Origin of the sequence: Albidovulum salinarum (assembly GCF_025673475.1) — a bacterium.
Lineage (GTDB): Bacteria > Pseudomonadota > Alphaproteobacteria > Rhodobacterales > Rhodobacteraceae > Albidovulum > Albidovulum salinarum.
Map to the genome: position 1 here is coordinate 1 of NZ_JAOVQO010000034.1, position 16,472 is coordinate 16,472.

Sequence of the window (16,472 nt, forward strand, 5' to 3'; positions counted from 1 at the left end):
GCGATGCGCCACGAACATGTCAAATTCCTCGAACGAGCCCTCGTCGAGCAGGAGCTCGATGCGCTCGCGCGCCGTGAGCTTGCCGCGCGCGTGCTGCGCGTCGATCCGGCGCTGGCCGCCGCCGAGATTGGCCTCGTTCCGCCGCGCTTCGAGATCGACGAGAATGTCCTTCATGGTGCCCCCCAAAGATGCCCAAGCCGCGTTGCGCCCCGGGAAAAAAGAACGGCGATCACTGCCTTGACCAGATCGCCCGCCACAAAGGGATAGAGCCCCCATTCGAGTACCGGCTTGTCCCAGCCGACGACGGCACCGAGCCGGAGAAGACCCGTTGGATATACCAGCGCCGCGCCGATCAGTGCGACGGCGATGCAGCCAGAATTGGCCCGTGTAAGCCCAAGGTCGCGCGCCAGGCCGCAGAAGGCCGCCGCGAGGACGAATCCGGCGAGGTAGCCACCCGTCGGCCCGAACAGGATTGCAATGCCTCCGGTGCCACCGGCGAAGACCGGCATGCCCAAGGCACCGGCCGCAAGGTAGATGCCCATCGCCCCCAAGGCGCGCCGGAAACCGACGATCAGGCTCGCGCTCAAGACCGCGAGAGTCTGCAAAGTCATCGGAACAGGATAGAACGGCACTTCGATCTGCGCCGCCACCGCAATCGTCGCCGCGACCAGAACCGCGACCGATATATCTCCCAGGCTTATCTTTGTACTGGCACGACCACGCTCACGCTGGTAAATCCGCATTGCAGCCCCCCCGGCGCCTGCTCGCTCGACTCTCTCTTCTGCCTGCTGCCTCCGCGCTGTTGACCAGACGTAACAACCGCGGAAGGGTGCGGATAGGAGCAGTCAGGTTACCCTGCAAATCTTCGCATCCGTCACGTTCGCAATTGCAAACAGGTGATTAAACCGATGCACGACAGGAAAATCTTCGCCGGAGCCAAGCTGCGCAACATCCGACAGGCGAAGGAGCTCACCCAGCGCGAATTCGCTCAGCTTCTTGATATTTCAGCGAGTTATCTCAACCAACTCGAGAACAACCAGCGCCCGATATCGGCCGCGGTCATCCTCGCCCTGATGAACAAGTTCGGGATCGAGATTGCATCCCTGGCAACGGATGACGATGAGCGGTTTGCAGCCGATCTTCACGAGGCGCTTGCCGATCCATTGTTCGCGAAGGCGGCGCCGTCGCGTCAGGAAATCAACTCTGCGATCACGAACTCGCCCGAGTTCACAAAGGCGTTTCTTGCGTTGCATCGCAGCTATCAGTCCTTGAAGGAACGAATCGCCCAGTATGATTCCGAACTGTTGAGCGACGCGACCGGAGTGGAGCCACAGCCCTACGAGGAGGTGCGAGATTACTTCCACTACCACGACAACTATTTCGACGAGCTCGACCGCGCGGGCGAGCGGCGTGCCGAGGAAGCGGCCATCGACGGCACGACCAACAAGGAAGCCGCGCTGGAACGGCTTGCCACCCGGCACGGCATATCCGTAACGTTCGAGCGCCGCGGCATGGCGCTCGACGAGATCAGCGACCTCGACATGAAGCGGCGGCTTCTGCGCATCAATGCGGGAATGCCCGGCGAGAGCCAGAGCTTTCACTTGTGGCACCGGATCGCCGAGATCGAGGACCGCGAGATCATCGACGGAATTCTCGGCGAGTCGAAACTGCACAGCCGCGAAGCCAGGGAAGTTGCGCGCATCGCACTCGGCAATTTCGCGGCGGGTGCCACCGTCATGCCTTATCGTCGATTCCTTGCAGCCGCGCGGGATAGACGCCACGATATCGAGATCCTCGCCGCCGACTTCGGTGCCAGCCTCGAACAGGTCGCACATCGGCTGAGCACACTTCAGCGCCCCGGCGCGCCCGGCGTGCCCTTCTACTTCGTACGTGTCGACCGGGCGGGAACGATCACGAAACGCCATAGTGCAACCCGCCTTCAGTTCCCGCGGTTCAGCGGCGCATGCCCGCTCTGGAACGTACACCAGGCCTTCGAGACGCCGGGCGAGATCGTACGTCAACTTGCAGAGACGCCTGACGGTGAACGCTACATCAGCGTCGCGCGTACGATCACCAAGAGGAGCCGCGGGTATCGGGCACCGATCCGCCGCTACGCCATCGCCCTCGGCAGCCCCGTCGCCTATGCACGCTCGATCATCTATGCCGATGACCTCGCAGTCGATCAGAGTGACGCCTACGACCTCATCGGCCTGTCCTGCCGGCTATGCGAGCGAGAAAACTGTCCGCAGCGCTCCGTACCCCCCACTGATCGGAAAATCCTCGTCGACTCTCGCTTGCGCAAGGTCGTGCCTTTCAAGATCGGCTGACCAGTTATCCGGCAATCGAACGATACCTTGCGTAGAACGAGAGACTGATGATTGCGAATCCCGGAGACAAAACGCTCAGCGGAAACGGTCTGATGTCCTGACCGTCGCGGAGTAAGATTCCGCATCTTTCGCCTGAGGCAACGAGCTGTAGGCGGGGAGATGTATGCTGCGGACCTTTACGGTCGGGCGGGCCGGGCCTGCCATGTCGGCGGGATGAGCAAGAGCGAAGCCGCGCGGATGATTGGCATCGCCCGCAAGACGGTTGCAATGATCCTGAAGCACTCGGTGCCGCCGGGGTATCGTCGGTCGAGGCCACCTGTCCGGCCGAAGCTCGATCCCTTCATTCCGATCATCGACCAGATCCTGGAGGACGATAAACGCCAGTTGGCGAAGCAGCGGCACACGGCGACGCGGATCTTTGAGCGGCTGCGCGACTAGCACGGGCTGGCGCCTCAAGAACCGCGCCTGAGCCGCTGACTCTGCCCCCGAATGACCTCGGAAGCATGATGGACCCTCGCATCAGGGGGGGCCGTTTGGGCGTCGATCACCCCAACACAGGGGTCCTTATTCCACGCCGTTCAACACCTCAAAGAATTGGCCTGACGGCCAATGCGCATTGGAACGTGCCTGCCTGATGGGGGCCGCACGCTCCAAGGCGCACGCCCACAACTGGCCGACTTTTGCTCCGCCACTGTGGCAGGATTTTACGCCGCCGTTGACAGACATGACGGTTTCTTGGGTCCGTCCGCCCATGTTTCCGCAGCCCAGATGCAGGCGCTCGGTGTTGTAGTGGACGATCCAGGCGTCAATTTCGGCCTGGAGTGTTTCGACGATCTCGAATCTGGTATGTCGGCCCGGCAAAGACTGCGCAAATACCAAATACTGCGTCAGAATCCGTCGAATTGCGCCATATCTTCGCCAGAGCTTTTATTGCGCTCCGATCAACATTCACACCTCAGGTGTCTACGTGCCTCGGGAAGAATAGCTGCGCGGCGGCTATGAGGTAAGCGGCTATGCAGAGCAGCACGACCGGGTTCGTGATGTAGGCCAGGGCATAGAGCAGCGCGGCGAAGAAACCGTAGATCGACCCCAGGGCCAGGGCTATCCAGCCCATATACACCATGAACTCGGTCACGCCGCGGAGATTGCGTATGTAGCCCAGAGTGCACACGACCAGGCCAAGGAAGGCGAGCATGAGGAGGACGGACGACCACTGCGACAGGTGCGGATCATCCCTATAGGAGGATTTGCCGACAACAGCGCCCGTATCCATGAACCAGGTCACGCCGAAGCCTATGACCCAGACCGGGGTCAGCAGCAGCATGTTTTTTTTCAGGGCTTTCATCTCTCAGCCTCTTCGCTATTCGTATTCCTGGAACAAGGCCTAGTTGCACAAATCTGGTGAGGGCCTAAGTTCCCGTTACCGGAATGAGCGAGGGCGCCACGACCATGCAGCCATGCCCCAGTTCCGTGAGTTTGCGGTGGAGGCCGTAACCGCAGGGTTCAGCCTCGTAACAGAAATGCAGGCGGCATCCATCGCCCGCCAGCTTCTCGGCCAGCTTCCGGATGTGGTCGGAACGGTGCGGGAGCGTGCCCCAATGGCGGACCTCTCCGCTGCGCGCACCCCCGCGGGCAATGGCGACGGACACTGTCGCCTTGTGGACATCCAGCCCGATGAACATGGTATCCTGCATCCGGTCTCTCCCCCATTCCTGAGGCCAGGCGCCAGCCATTCTGGCGCAACCCTCGATCGGAGAATGCCGCAGGAGAGGCCACACATCCGGTCAGCTCACCCCGCGATCATGGGGTCTAGGGTCCGAGGGCTCTGCAGACTAGGTCGAACGCGTAGCGGTTCCACCATCTCGACGTAGTGAGCCACAATCCCGTGGGGCAAGGTTTCGTTGCAAGGTTTCGCTGCAAAGTTTCGACACAAGCTATGGAAATGTCCGTGGTCTTCTGCCTGCGCAGAAGGAATCCAGCGGGTTTCCGCCATTCGGAACTGGTAAAATGCTTGCAGCGAAAATGTAGCTTCGCCAGACTGAACTTTGTTTGGGGGGGGCGGTCGGCCGCATTGGGGGGAACGCAACCAGCCTTTCGGGCATATCCAGGGAACAGCCGCGGCATGTGTCCAGCTCCAGTTAGTAAAAACCTTCCCCGCGGCTTCATCATCCCGATCGGAGGCGGCGAGGATCGCGTGAAGGAATTGCACATCCACCGCCGCTTCGTTGACCTTTCGGGCGGCAAGGATGCCAATATCGTTGTCATCCCGACGGCATCGGAACTCGAGACGACGGGAGCGGATTACAACCGGATTTTCTGTGATCTCGGCGCCGCCGAGGTTGACTTCCTGCCGATCAGCCGACGCGCTGATTGCGACAATCCCCGCTACCTCGATATGCTCGATCGGGCCACCGGGATCTTTCTGACTGGCGGCAATCAGCTGCGCCTGTCGACCATCCTTGGCGGCACCGGCATCGCCCAGAAGATCCGACGCCGTAACGCGGCAGGCGTCGTCGTCGCAGGCACGTCGGCCGGCGCTTCGATCATGTCAGAACATATGATAGCGGGGGGCGCCAGCAATGCGGCCCCCACCGAAGGCGCAGTGAACCTCGCGCCGGGGCTCGGGCTGACGAATGCGGTGATCATCGACCAGCACTTCACCGAGCGGAACCGGCTCGGCCGACTGCTGGCCGCTTCATCCTACAATCCGTTCCTGATCGGCCTCGGCATCGACGAGGATACAGCTGCCTTCATCGGACCCGATGGCGTCCTGGAAGTAGTCGGCTCAGGTACGGTCACCGTTGTCGATGCTTCGAGCCTTTCTCATTCATCGATGTGGGACGCCTCGCGCGGTCAGGCGCTGACGCTGCTCGACCTGAAGGTACATGTGATGGGGGAAGGCTGCCGCTACGACCTGGTGGGACGGCACGCCTATCCACCGGATGAACACGCAGCGTTCTGCGCGCTGCCAAACCAGAAGGTCACGACCAGCTGACCGCGCGATAAAGGGGAGGAGATCCGCAATGAAAATCGTTTCGACGAACGTGTTTGTCGGCCCGAACGTGTGGGCGGGATTTCCCGTCATTCGCTACGTCGTCGACCTTGGTATCCTGGAGGACTGGCCTTCGGCAAGGATCGGCGAGGACTGGATCAATGCGCTCGTCGCGGCGTTGCCGGGATTGCAAGAGCATGGCTGCTCCTACCGCGAACCGGGTGGCTTCATCCGACGCTTGCGCGAAGGCGAAGGCACCTGGCTCGGCCATATCGCCGAACATGTCGCGCTGGAGATACAGGGCGTCGCGGGATCCGAGGTCACGTTCGGCCGCACCCGCTCGACCGGCGTGCCGGGGCAGTACAATCTCGTCTACCAATACCACCAGCGCGATGTCGGGCTGGAAGCCGGACAGTTGGCGATCCGGCTTCTGATGCATCTCCTGCCCGATGAACTGAAGGCGCAGGTCGAGTATGAATTCGACCCCGAATTCAACTTCCCGGACGAATTGAAAAGCTTCGTCCTGATGGCGCAGCGCAAGGAGTTCGGGCCTTCGACCGGATCGCTGGTCAAGGCAGCCGAGGATCGCGACATTCCGTGGATCCGGCTCAACGACAACTCGCTCGTGCAGTTCGGGCATGGCAAGTTCCAGCAGCGCATTCAGGCGACGATCACGAGCGAGACCAAGCACATCGCGGTGGAAATATCCTGCGACAAGGAAGACACCCACAACATGCTGAGCGACCTCGGCCTGCCGGTACCGCAGCAGCGTCTGGTCTATTCGCCGACGCAGGCCGTCCGGGCGGCAAACCGCATCGGATTTCCGGTCGTGGTCAAACCGCTCGACGGCAATCACGGGCGCGGTGTCTCGATCAACCTGACCGAGGAGGCACAGGTGGAAACCGCCTTTCACGAGGCCAAGGCGCATTCGAAAAGCCGCGGTATCCTCGTCGAAAGTTTCGTCAGCGGAATGGATCACCGGATGCTTGTCGTGAACGGCGAACTGGTCGCGGTGGCCAAGCGCGTGCCCGGCCATGTGATTGGCGACGGCAAACACACGATCGCCGAACTGATCGAGATCGTGAATTCCGATCCGCGCCGGGGCATCGGGCACGAAAAGGTGCTGACCAATCTGGAGTTGGACAATCAGGCGGAGCGGTTGATGGCGGATGCCGGCCACACGGCCGAAACCGTCCTGCCGGAAGGCGAGACCTTTTACCTGCGCTCGACCGCGAACCTTTCCACAGGGGGCACGGCCATCGACATGACCGATGTCTGCCATCCGGACAACAAGGACATGGCAGAGCGGACGATCAAGTCGGTGGGGCTCGACGTCGGTGGCGTCGATTTTCTCACGCAAGACATCACCAAGAGTTACAAGGATATCGGCGGCGCGATTGTCGAGGTGAACGCGGCGCCCGGATTCCGGATGCATGTCGCGCCGTCCGAGGGCAAGGCGCGCGACGTGGCCGGCAAGGTCATCGACATGCTCTTCCCGAAAGGCAGGCGAACGCGGATTCCGATCGGCGCCATCACTGGTACGAACGGCAAGACGACCACCTCGCGCATGCTTGCCCATATCATGAAATCCTCTGGCAAGATCGTCGGCATGACCTCGACCGATGGCGTCTATGTCGACGGCAAGCTCACCGTGAAGGGCGACATGACCGGCCCCGCCTCGGCGCAAATGGTCTTGCGTGACCCCTCGGTCGATTTTGCGGTGATGGAAACCGCTCGCGGTGGCCTCGTGCGCTCCGGCCTCGGCTATCAGCGTTGCGACGTCTCGGCCTGTCTGAACGTCGCCGCCGACCATCTCGGGATGGGCGGGATCGACACGCTCGAACAGCTTGCCGTGGTGAAGCGCGTCGTCGTTGAAACCGCGACCGATACGGTCGTCCTGAACGCCGACGATCTTCTTTGCCTGCGCATGGCCGATTTCTGCAAGGCCACGCATATCTGCTACGTGACGACGAACTCCGACCATCCGCTGGTGAAGGAGCACATCCAGGCCGGGGGCCGTGCCGTGGTGCTTGAAAAAGCCATGAACGGCGACATGATCACGATCTACGCCAACGGTCTTCACATGCCGGTTCTCTGGTCGCATCTCATCCCGGCCACGCTGGAGGGCAAGGCGCTCTACAACGTGCAGAACGCCATGTTCGCTTGCGCCATGGCCTATGCGTTCGGGCTTGATCTCGACAATATCCGCCACGGGCTCAGGACCTTCGATACCTCTTTCTTCCAGGTGCCGGGTCGGACGAACGTCTTCGACGAACACCCGTTCAAGGTCATCCTCGACTATGGTCACAATCCCGCCGCCATCGCCGCCATGGCGGGCCTCGCGGACCGGCTCGACGTCAAGGGGCGCAGGCTTGTCGTCTCGGCCATGCCGGGTGATCGCCGCGACGAGGATATCGTGGCGGCGGCACAGGCGCTTGCCGGGCATTTCGACCACTACTTCCTGAAACCGGACGATGACCGCCGGGGACGCGGGCCGATGGAAGTGCCCGAGATGATCCGCGACGAGCTTTTAAAGGGGGGTGTCGAAGGCAATCGCATCACGCTCGTCGAAAGCGAAACAAAAGCCGTCGACTTGGCCTTGCAGGCGGCGCAGCCGGGCGATCTCCTCGTCGTCTTCGCCGACGAACTGGCGCGTTCGTGGAAGCAGATCATCTACTTCAAGAAGGCAGAGCGCGAGGCCATCGTCACCGCCAAGCCGATCCGCGTCGAGCGCCCCGCCCCCGAATTCGAGGAACTGATGTCCGGGGCGGATCAACTGATCCGCGACGAACGCGGCGTGCGCCTCGCGCGGGTCGAGACCGAGGAGTCGGACTGAACGGGGCGCCATGTGACACATTCCGATGCTTTGCAGGACCTCTTGGAGATCCCGGTGCCCGATCATCCAGCGCTGGTTCTGGATGGCTGCCGCAGGCTGCTTGGACCGAACCTTTACGGGCCGGAACCGGGCGCTGTTGGCGATGGTCTGGTCTCCGGGTTCGATCCGCATGCAATGCTGCAAGCCTGGGTCCATCACGCTCGTGGCCTACTCGACGGGCTTGGCTGGACTTCCACGCAAATCCGCACGCGGCCCTTTGATGGCGGTGCGAGCCTCTTCTTTCCCGCCGCGGTGGACCAGCTCTTTACCGCCGCCTTTATCGTTGAGGCGGCGTGGTACTACACGGCGACCGGCCTGTTGCAGATCGATCAGATCCCAATCGACCGCATGATCGCGGATCTGCGCCGCGTCAGCAAAGCCGAGGAGAACCCCGCACTGGTTGCCCTCGTCGCGGAAGCCGCACGACGCGAGATCGACCGGCTGCTTGACGACGACGCCCTGACGCTCGGGCATGGCGCGGGATCAGCGACTTGGAAAAGTGGCGATCTTCCGGGATCCCCCGACTGGTCGCATCTTCATGACATTCCAATTGCGCTTGTCACCGGAACGAATGGCAAGACGACGACGACGCGACTCATTACGGCGATGGGCAAGGCGGCCGGGTTGGTGTCCGGCCTGTCCTCCACCGAATTCGTGAAGGTCGGCGACGATATCCTGGACAAGGGTGATTATTCCGGCCCCGCGGGTGCAAGACTTCTGTTGCGCGACACGCGACTGGAGCTTGGCGTGCTCGAGGTCGCGCGGGGCGGCATCCTGCGGCGCGGGGTGCCGGTGACGCGGGCCCGGGCGGCTGTCGTGACGAATATCGCGGCCGATCACCTCGGGCAGTACGGCATCAACACGGTGTCCGAACTCGCCCATGTCAAACTGGCCGTACACCGGGCACTCGCGCCGCACGGCGTTCTGATCCTGAATGCGGACGATCCCCACGTTGTTGAGGCCGCCCAAAAGGCTGTCGCGCCAAAAGCGTGGTTCTCACTCAGCACCGATAATGCCGAGGTCCGGACCGCCCGTTCGCGCCGCGCCCCCTGCGCCTGGCTCGAAAACGGCCTGATCATGCTGTCAGACGGTCATACAGAAACGGCGTTGATTGCCGTCGAGGACGTGCCCCTGACCCTGGGCGGCGCGGCGCGCTACAACATCGAGAACGTGCTTGCCGCGGCGCTTGCTGCGCGCGCCCTCGACATTCCCGACGGAGCGATTTCCGCGACCTTGTCGCGGTTCAGAAGCGATCCCACAGACAACCCCGGCCGGGCCAACGAATTTGCGGTGCGTGGTGCGCGGATCTTCGTCGACTTCGCGCACAATCCTCACTCGATTGCGGCCGTGGCGTCGGCGATGGCCGTGCTGCCAGCGCGGCGGAGATTCGTTCTTCTGTCTCACGCGGGCGACCGGTCCGACGCGGATATCCGCGCCCTGACGGCGGGTGCCCTGGCTTTCGATCCGGACTACGTCGTGGCCGCGGAGAACCCGAAATATCTGCGGGGCCGACGGCCGGGGGAGGTTTCGGGGATCATTCGCCAGGCAAGCCTCGACCTCGGCCTTCCGGAAGATCGGATCCTGATGGCTGACAGCCCTTCGGATGGTGCCCGTCAAATCTTGCAGCGCGTGAAGGTCGACGATCTCGCATTGCTTCTCGTACATGATGAAAGACCAGAAATCATCGAGATGCTACGACGCGACGCCTTACGGTAGCCGGTCGTTCGATAGAAAAGTCAGACGGATGGTGTCAGACGAATTCGAACCACTCTCAGCTTGGACAGTGACGGCGTTCCTTACACCGCGTAGAGACCGCGCCGCTCGGCAAGAGCGGCGGCGCGGTCGGCCTTGAAGAGGGGCGGCTGGAGAGGCCGAGCTCGGAGTTGAAGCGGTTGGTTACGGGGGCCTGTCAATCGGCACGCAATCCTGCCCCGGATTGGAGTACGCCCCTGCGGGTGGACCAGTCGGATCGGTTGAATTGACTCCCCTTGGTCTTGCCCCTGTCTTTGATCCGGGCTTCATGCGACCTTCCGGGCTGGTTTCAGCCGGGCCGCAAGGGCGCTCGGCGTCAAGTTTCCGAGTGCCGAATGCGGCCGCTGGTCGTTGTAGTCGATCCTCCAGTCATTGATCCGCCGGCGGGCATCATCCATCGACAGGAACCATGACGCGTTCAGGCATTCCTGACGCAGGCGGCTGTTGAACGCCTCGATGAAGGCATTGTCCGTGGGCTTTCCGGGGCGGGAGAAGTCGAGCTCGACCTAGTTCAGGTAGGCCCGCTGGTCGAGCAGCCGCCCGGCGAACTCGGGGCCGTTGTCCACGCGTATGCTCCGCGGCTTGCCTCTGGTCCTGACGATTCGGTCGAGCTCCTCGATGACCTGGTAGGCACGGAAGTTTGTCCTCGCACAGGTCGCGAGAGCCTCTCTCGTGTGGCAGTCGACGATGGTCAGGATCCGGAACCGCCGACCGTCGAAGAGCTTGTCCGACTGAAGTCCATGGCCCAGACATCGTTCATGGCATCGGCCTCGGAGCGCGCCGACCGATAGCGGCAGGCGCGCCGCCGCCTGAGGCTCCGGGTTCGGATCGACGGGCCTTCCTCGCCATAGAGCCGGCAGGTCCGCTTATGGATCACGTTCCACCCCTCCCGTTACAGCAGGACATGCAGGCGCCTGTAGCCGTAGCGGACCCGGCTTTCGGCCAGCTCCTTAAGCCGCATCCGCAGTTCCACCGCCGGATCGCGCCGTGACCGGTATCTGTGGGAAGACCGTCCGAAGCCCATGGCCCGGCACGCCCGACGTTCCGACAGCGCGAAGACCTCCGGGTAATGACGGACGATTTCGCGGTGACAGACAGGCTTCACCACTTTTCTCAGGGCATCCTGCAGCATGTCCGCCGTCAGATAAAGTGGGCGTCCTGACGTGATGGGCCTTTGGAGGATCTGGCTCATCGGTTTCGATCCTATGCGGCGTGCTGTTGATTGAGCAAGCGGCGCCGCTTCATGGTCAGCTCCTTGATCTTCCTCCTCTCGCTGAGAACGTCGTTGGCGCGGTCGAAGTAGACGTCGGCCGGGGTGAGGTTGCCGAGGCTCTCGTGGTAACGGCGATGGTTGTAATGCTCGACGAAGGCGTCGATGGCCTGTTCGAGCGCGCCCGGCAGGTAGTCGTTCTCGAGCAGGATGCGGTTCTTCAGCGTCTGGTGCCACCGCTCGATCTTGCCCTGGGTCTGGGGGTGGTTCGGCGCACCACGGACATGCTTCATGCCCTGACCGCGACGAGTATCGCCGAATGCGACCCCGCCCATGCCGGCATCACCCGCGACGTCCTCGGACACGCCACCCTGGACATGGCTTACCGGCACTACAACCGGGCGCAGCCACTGCACGCGCTCAACAGGTATCAGCAGGTCGCGGACCGGTTACGGGAACGCGCAAGCGAGAGGGAGCGCAGGGCGAGGGTGCGGTAGCGGCGGCGCGTTCACTGAGCGATCGCGGGCGACGCGGAGCCTGACGGGTCGGCTTCTACGTGGCTTCTAGGCGACAGCAGGCAATTGCTGCGGTGCGAGATTTTTCTGCGAGACGCTGTGCACCAGATAGGCGCACACGGCCCTTAGCGGACCTTCGACTTGCGAGTAGTGGAGGCCGAAAGCAACTCGAAGTCCACGTGTATCGCCTCCCCGAGCGCCCTTCGGAAATTCAGTTCGATACGATATCTGCAATCTGTAGAAAGGCAAATGGCGGGATCCGATTGAGGTCTCTCGCTACATCCATGTTGACCACATATGCGAAATCGGACGCCCGCAGGATAGGCAGGTCGCCCGGCACGGCTCCATCACGCAAGATGGCAAGAGCCTGATCAGCAGCCAGTTTCCCGACATCGTAGTATCGGGCAGCAATAGACAGAAGAGCACGATTTTCCCGAACGAGGCTCTCATAGGGACTGACAATCGCGATGCCATTCTCAACGGCGGACGAGGTGTAAAGATCACCGTTGAAGCGAAGGAACGAGCTCGATCCGAGATACATCCAGCGCACGCCGAGTTCCCGAAACTCGGCCATACGGTCCGGAATCAGCGCTGGGTCCGGCACGCCTGGATTGCCTGGATCAAGTTCCAGAGCAACAAACTCGATTCCAAGGTCGGGCAGCAGGGTCTCCAGCTCTTCTTTCTTGATCACGGAGTTGCGCTCATTGGCATGGTAAAGAAGTCCGAGTTTTTTGAAGCTGGGATCGTATTGCCGGATGATCTCGATATTCACGGCTTCCGGGACGCGATTGAACGTGCCGGCCACGTTTTCCCGGCCGCTGCGCTCAAAGCTTTCGGCGATGCGCGTGCCGAATGGATCAGCAACCACCGTGAAGACCACTGGAATATCGTCAAGAAACCGAGGGTCCCCGACCTCGTCGAGCGTGCCGATAATCCCGAGAGTCACACTTGTCCCGAACGTGACAACCAGATCGACATGATCATTTCGCGCGGTTTCCACCACGCCCCGCAAAAGGCTCTTGTCCTGAGCAATATCAACACTTCGAACCTGTGCATCGAAACCGCTTTCAGCAATAGCATCCTTCAAACCCTCGCAAAGGTGCTCGCACCCCTCGTACCAGACACCAAGGATCGTCTTGGTTTCGGCAGCCGCCTCGAACGTGGACGAAAAGATCAGCGTAACAACGGCAACACATGCACTTACGAGCTTCATGGAATCGCTCCTATCGACAATCAAGATAGCTGACCGTCCAGCTTACCTTCTTGTCAACAAATGCCTGAAATTCAGGGCGCCAAAGACGACGCCACCTGTCATCGTCCATAGGGCGACCGCGAGAATCGCAGCGGTATATCCTGCCACGCCGGCAAGCCCGGCGATAAGGACTAGGCCGACGATGCTTCCAAGCCTTTCGCCGGTGCGCAGAACGCCCAGAACTGCGGTCGGTCCGATCTCGGCGAGGTCGGTCTCGGCCACCAGCAACGCGATGGAAACCTGCGCACCCCGTATCATGGCGCTACCGGCACCCGTGGCGACCATCGCCAGAGCCATCGAAAGCTGTGACGGGTGGAGGGCTGCCGGCAGCAGCGCGACTCCGCAAACACCAGCGGCGCCGACACAAAGGAGAGCGTGAGAGCCCTTCAGGTGCTGCGATAGCCGACCCGCCAGCGGGCCTACTGCCATCAAAGTCAGGAAGAACAGCATCAGGATCCGACCTATCTCGGCGGCGGATGCCCCCTGCGCATCGAGCGTGAGCGCAACGAGATAGGAGATGAAAGCTTGCAGAACGACAGCAGAAGGAATGACGATTCCCAGTATCAAGACGATTAGGCGCGGGTGCCTGAGCGCTGTCCACTTCGTCCGGACCGTTCGAATTGCGTGCGGATCATGGCGTTTGCCGACGTCCGGTGCGATCAGCCATGTGCTGAGCAGGGCGGAGGCCGCTATCAGACCGGCGCTGACCAGAAATACGTTGGCCGGGCCGAGGCGGTCGGCGAGGACGCCACCCAGAGCGACGCCGGTGAACACGCCGCCGAAGAGAACCAGCGTGAAGACACCCAGCAAGCTATCGCGGTTCGATTTCGACGCGACACTCAAAACATAGTCCTGCGCCGCGAGAGTCACAATCGCGTAGCCGAAACCGGTAACGGTGCGCCAGAAGATGATCTCTTGCGCGGTTGCGGCCGCGAAAAGCCCCAGATGGGCTATTGCCGTCGGGATGGATGCCGCAACAAACAGCCGTCTGACGCCGAACCGTTCCACGAGCACCCGCGCATAGGGCGACATCATAACGATTGCCAGCAGATAGCCGGCGAGCGGCAGCGCGATCAACACGGCCTGGTCTAGCCAGGGCCACAGGTTTTCCGCTGCGCGCGTGTAAATCGGGAGAAAGGCCAATGGAAGTTCATCCGCTGCAGCAAAGAGGACAAGTGCCAGCCGAATGTCCCCAAACGACGAGGATTCGAGCAGGCGCGGCGCACCAGAGGTCAATCCGAACCGGTCGCCAATACGCCGTAGGGCGGCCTGCCGTTGTCCACCGGCCACTTCGACCGCCTCGTTAAAGGAAGCGTGAAGGACGATGGCGCGTTCTGACAATGTCCTCAAAATGATCCCGATAGTGCCTTGGCCCTTCGCGATCACTCTGCGCGAGAAATTCCCGGCTGCTTGCATCGCACTCAGCCTTTGCACTTGTTCGAGGCCCTCGGCGAGGGCACGTCCTGCGAGCAGAAGCATGACTTCGCTGGCCAGCAGCATGGTAACCAGCAGGATCACGACTGCATCAAGGAACACGCTGTGAAACCGTTTGGTGATCAGCCGCGGATCGATGTCGATGACCACATACGCGACCTCTTCTCCATCGTGGACGATTGGATGGCTGCGAACATCCCGTCGTTCCCGCGGCGGCGCGAGATACGGGTCGATGCGGTTCCCGGCTTCGATCACAATCCGTCCCGTGGCGACGGCGATGTAGGCGACCTCAGGCAACCTCTTGAGCATGTCACCGAAGAATTGGTCAGCGCCTACGATCTCGTTCAGCGCTATGCCGCTGTCGAGCGCGCGCTGGACGTTCTCGCTGACGACGTTGCCGATCAGGTCTGTGCGCGCAGCCAGCTCCGGCTCGATGGATCGTGTCACGGCTCGGGTTGCGACGGTGCCTAGCATGATGGCGGAGATGACGACAAGCAACACCGTGATCGGAAGAAGGCGCGCCATGATCACGGCCTTGAGCCTGCCCGCGTTCAGGTTCCCCTCATCCCCATCGTTGTTAGCCGACCTGTCCTCGGACTGCAAATGAGCACCATCGGGTTGCGCAATGGCCAACTGCAATTTTCGAAACGCGGCGTCCGCGTCCTGCAGGTTTTGTCCCAGTCGGAGCAGTTCATGATTGAGACTGCCCGCCTTCGCCACCGCTAACCCGGCATCATAGGATTGCCCGGCGCGGGTGGCTTCGAAGATGGTTCGCAAGTCGGCCAGTCTGCGCCTAGGACGGTCGAGAACGAGGTAGATCAGAACGAAAGCCAAGGCCGATGTCGCCAAAAGTATGACAAGGGCGCTGCGCAGCGTGGTCCGCGCGATGTTTCGGGAGGCAGCATCCAACTTGTCATGCGGATACTCCACGACGACCGCACCCGAAGGCGGGGCGCCCTCTGCCGGGCGGATCGAGAAACCGCTATAAATCAAATCGCTGGTTTCGTGCCCCCAGACATCTTGATCGGCAAGCCGCATTGCCGTGAGCACATTGTCGTCAATTGTTCCTGGTTTCGATCCGGTCGTGTGCGCCACGATGCCCGTAGGATTGATCGCGTGAACAGCGACAATGCTTGGATCAATGGCGATGCCGCGCGCCAGGATGGCATCGCCATCGCGGAGCATCGAGATTGGCAGGCCCAGGTCAAGGATCGGACGAAACGTCTCTGCTGTCGTTTGCGCTATCACGGCGACCCGTTGCCGGAGAAGCTCGGAATAGATGGCATCGTGCTGAAGGATCAGGAGAAGCGACAGCAAGGCTTGCGTGATTGCAATGACTAAGGTCGTGACAATCCAGCCCTTGAATCGCATCGATGACGGCCCGCCTACTCACGAAGTCGACTTGAGGTGCCACGCAAGTAGGCCCCACAACAACCGTGCGACGAGTCTGCTTGAAACCTCAAGGAAATTCGCAAACGCAAGGGCTCCAAGTGGTGGTGTCAGACCAATTCGAACCCGTCTCCACAAGGGCAGGATTGCTGTCCCTTATGACGCGCCGAGGCCGCGCCACTCGGCGAGAGCGGCGGCGCGGTTCTTCTTGAAATTTGCCCTCGAGTAGAAGCTGCGCTCCAAGTTGAAATGGTTGAAGACGGAGGCGTGGACGGCGGCGAACATCTGCAGATTTCGCATCCGCCGAAACCGCTGCATTGCCCGTTCTCGTCGTCGGAACGGCAGGTGCGAATTCTCCGCCCGATTATTGAGCCCGCGACCAGTTGCCTGGCGATCGGCCGCACCGACCTCCTTCAATGCGGCGCTATAGGAGCGCAGCTTGTCGGTGACGATAATGTGCGGACGACCGTAGCGCTTCATTGATTTCTTGAGGAATTTCAATGCCGCCTTCTTGTCCCGCGTCTTGGTCACGAAGCTCTCGAGAACCTCGCCCTCATGATCGACGGCCCGCCAGAGGTAGTGCCGCTCGCCGTTGATCTGTAACCGGCCGCTTTGGACCGCCTTCCGAGTGTGGTCTTCAGATCTTAGGCTACGTCGTTATTGACGTCGTTGCCGACGTCGTATCGGCTGGGAGATTGAATGCGGCAGGGTGAAGTGCTGGGTGTG

Annotated in this window: 12 protein-coding genes and 3 pseudogenes; 5 read left to right on the forward strand and 10 right to left on the reverse strand. The window is 61.5% G+C overall.

The genetic code is table 11. The features are described from left to right. Together OEZ60_RS21220 and OEZ60_RS21225 are read right to left on the reverse strand one after the other, a co-directional pair. On the reverse strand, nucleotides 1-174 hold a 174-nt coding region (locus tag OEZ60_RS21220), incomplete at its 3' end, for a carboxyl transferase domain-containing protein (RefSeq protein WP_317852857.1). Further along, entirely contained in the window at nucleotides 171-743 is a 573-nt protein-coding gene (locus OEZ60_RS21225; protein WP_263340720.1) for a biotin transporter BioY, read from the reverse strand. The genes OEZ60_RS21220 and OEZ60_RS21225, both read right to left, overlap by 4 nt. A 153-nt stretch (nucleotides 744-896) precedes the next feature. Here OEZ60_RS21225 and OEZ60_RS21230 point away from each other — a divergent pair, with 153 nt between their 5' ends. Then, entirely contained in the window at nucleotides 897-2,327 is a 1,431-nt protein-coding gene (locus tag OEZ60_RS21230; RefSeq protein WP_317852856.1) for a helix-turn-helix domain-containing protein, read from the forward strand. A 213-nt stretch (nucleotides 2,328-2,540) separates the two neighbouring features. After that, nucleotides 2,541-2,765: a hypothetical protein gene (locus OEZ60_RS21235; protein ID WP_263340742.1), complete on the forward strand. Its 225-nt coding sequence runs from the start codon at nucleotides 2,541-2,543 to the stop codon at nucleotides 2,763-2,765. 126 nt (nucleotides 2,766-2,891) lie between these two features. Here OEZ60_RS21235 and OEZ60_RS22320 read toward each other — a convergent pair whose 3' ends face one another. The 3 genes from OEZ60_RS22320 to OEZ60_RS21250 form a co-directional block, all read right to left on the reverse strand. Continuing rightward, complete coding sequence (locus OEZ60_RS22320) at nucleotides 2,892-3,206, reverse strand: hypothetical protein (protein WP_411709831.1); 315 nt, start codon at nucleotides 3,204-3,206, stop codon at nucleotides 2,892-2,894. 76 nt (nucleotides 3,207-3,282) lie between these two features. After that, nucleotides 3,283-3,672: a hypothetical protein gene (locus tag OEZ60_RS21245; RefSeq protein WP_263340724.1), complete on the reverse strand. Its 390-nt coding sequence runs from the start codon at nucleotides 3,670-3,672 to the stop codon at nucleotides 3,283-3,285. A 64-nt stretch (nucleotides 3,673-3,736) separates the two neighbouring features. After that, complete coding sequence (locus tag OEZ60_RS21250; RefSeq protein ID WP_263340744.1) at nucleotides 3,737-4,021, reverse strand: hypothetical protein; 285 nt, start codon at nucleotides 4,019-4,021, stop codon at nucleotides 3,737-3,739. 428 nt (nucleotides 4,022-4,449) lie between these two features. Between OEZ60_RS21250 and OEZ60_RS21255 the strand changes: the two genes are divergently transcribed. From OEZ60_RS21255 to OEZ60_RS21265, 3 genes are read left to right on the forward strand one after another with little or no spacing between them, the layout of a single operon-like run. Continuing rightward, entirely contained in the window at nucleotides 4,450-5,322 is an 873-nt protein-coding gene (locus tag OEZ60_RS21255) for a cyanophycinase (protein ID WP_263340726.1), read from the forward strand. Nucleotides 5,323-5,350: 28 nt separating this feature from the next. Beyond that, nucleotides 5,351-8,155: a cyanophycin synthetase gene (cphA, locus tag OEZ60_RS21260; RefSeq protein WP_263340729.1), complete on the forward strand. Its 2,805-nt coding sequence runs from the start codon at nucleotides 5,351-5,353 to the stop codon at nucleotides 8,153-8,155. 12 nt (nucleotides 8,156-8,167) lie between these two features. After that, complete coding sequence (locus tag OEZ60_RS21265; protein WP_263340731.1) at nucleotides 8,168-9,910, forward strand: Mur ligase family protein; 1,743 nt, start codon at nucleotides 8,168-8,170, stop codon at nucleotides 9,908-9,910. Between the two features lie 302 nt (nucleotides 9,911-10,212). On the opposite strand, the pseudogene OEZ60_RS21270 reads toward OEZ60_RS21265, so the two are convergent. The 5 genes and pseudogenes from OEZ60_RS21270 to OEZ60_RS21290 form a co-directional block, all read right to left on the reverse strand. Then, nucleotides 10,213-11,096, reverse strand: a pseudogene (locus OEZ60_RS21270) (IS3 family transposase); the annotation flags it as partial. Between the two features lie 53 nt (nucleotides 11,097-11,149). After that, a pseudogene (locus OEZ60_RS21275) lies at nucleotides 11,150-11,455 on the reverse strand (integrase core domain-containing protein); the annotation flags it as partial. A gap of 427 nt (nucleotides 11,456-11,882) precedes the next feature. Continuing rightward, nucleotides 11,883-12,884 carry an ABC transporter substrate-binding protein gene (locus OEZ60_RS21280; RefSeq protein WP_263340735.1) on the reverse strand — a complete coding sequence of 334 codons (1,002 nt, stop codon included), beginning with the start codon at nucleotides 12,882-12,884 and terminating at the stop codon, nucleotides 11,883-11,885. Between the two features lie 42 nt (nucleotides 12,885-12,926). Beyond that, entirely contained in the window at nucleotides 12,927-15,728 is a 2,802-nt protein-coding gene (locus OEZ60_RS21285; RefSeq protein ID WP_263340737.1) for an MFS transporter, read from the reverse strand. Nucleotides 15,729-15,902: 174 nt separating this feature from the next. Next, nucleotides 15,903-16,349: pseudogene (locus OEZ60_RS21290) on the reverse strand (DDE-type integrase/transposase/recombinase); the annotation flags it as partial. Between the last annotated feature and the right edge of the window lie 123 nt (nucleotides 16,350-16,472).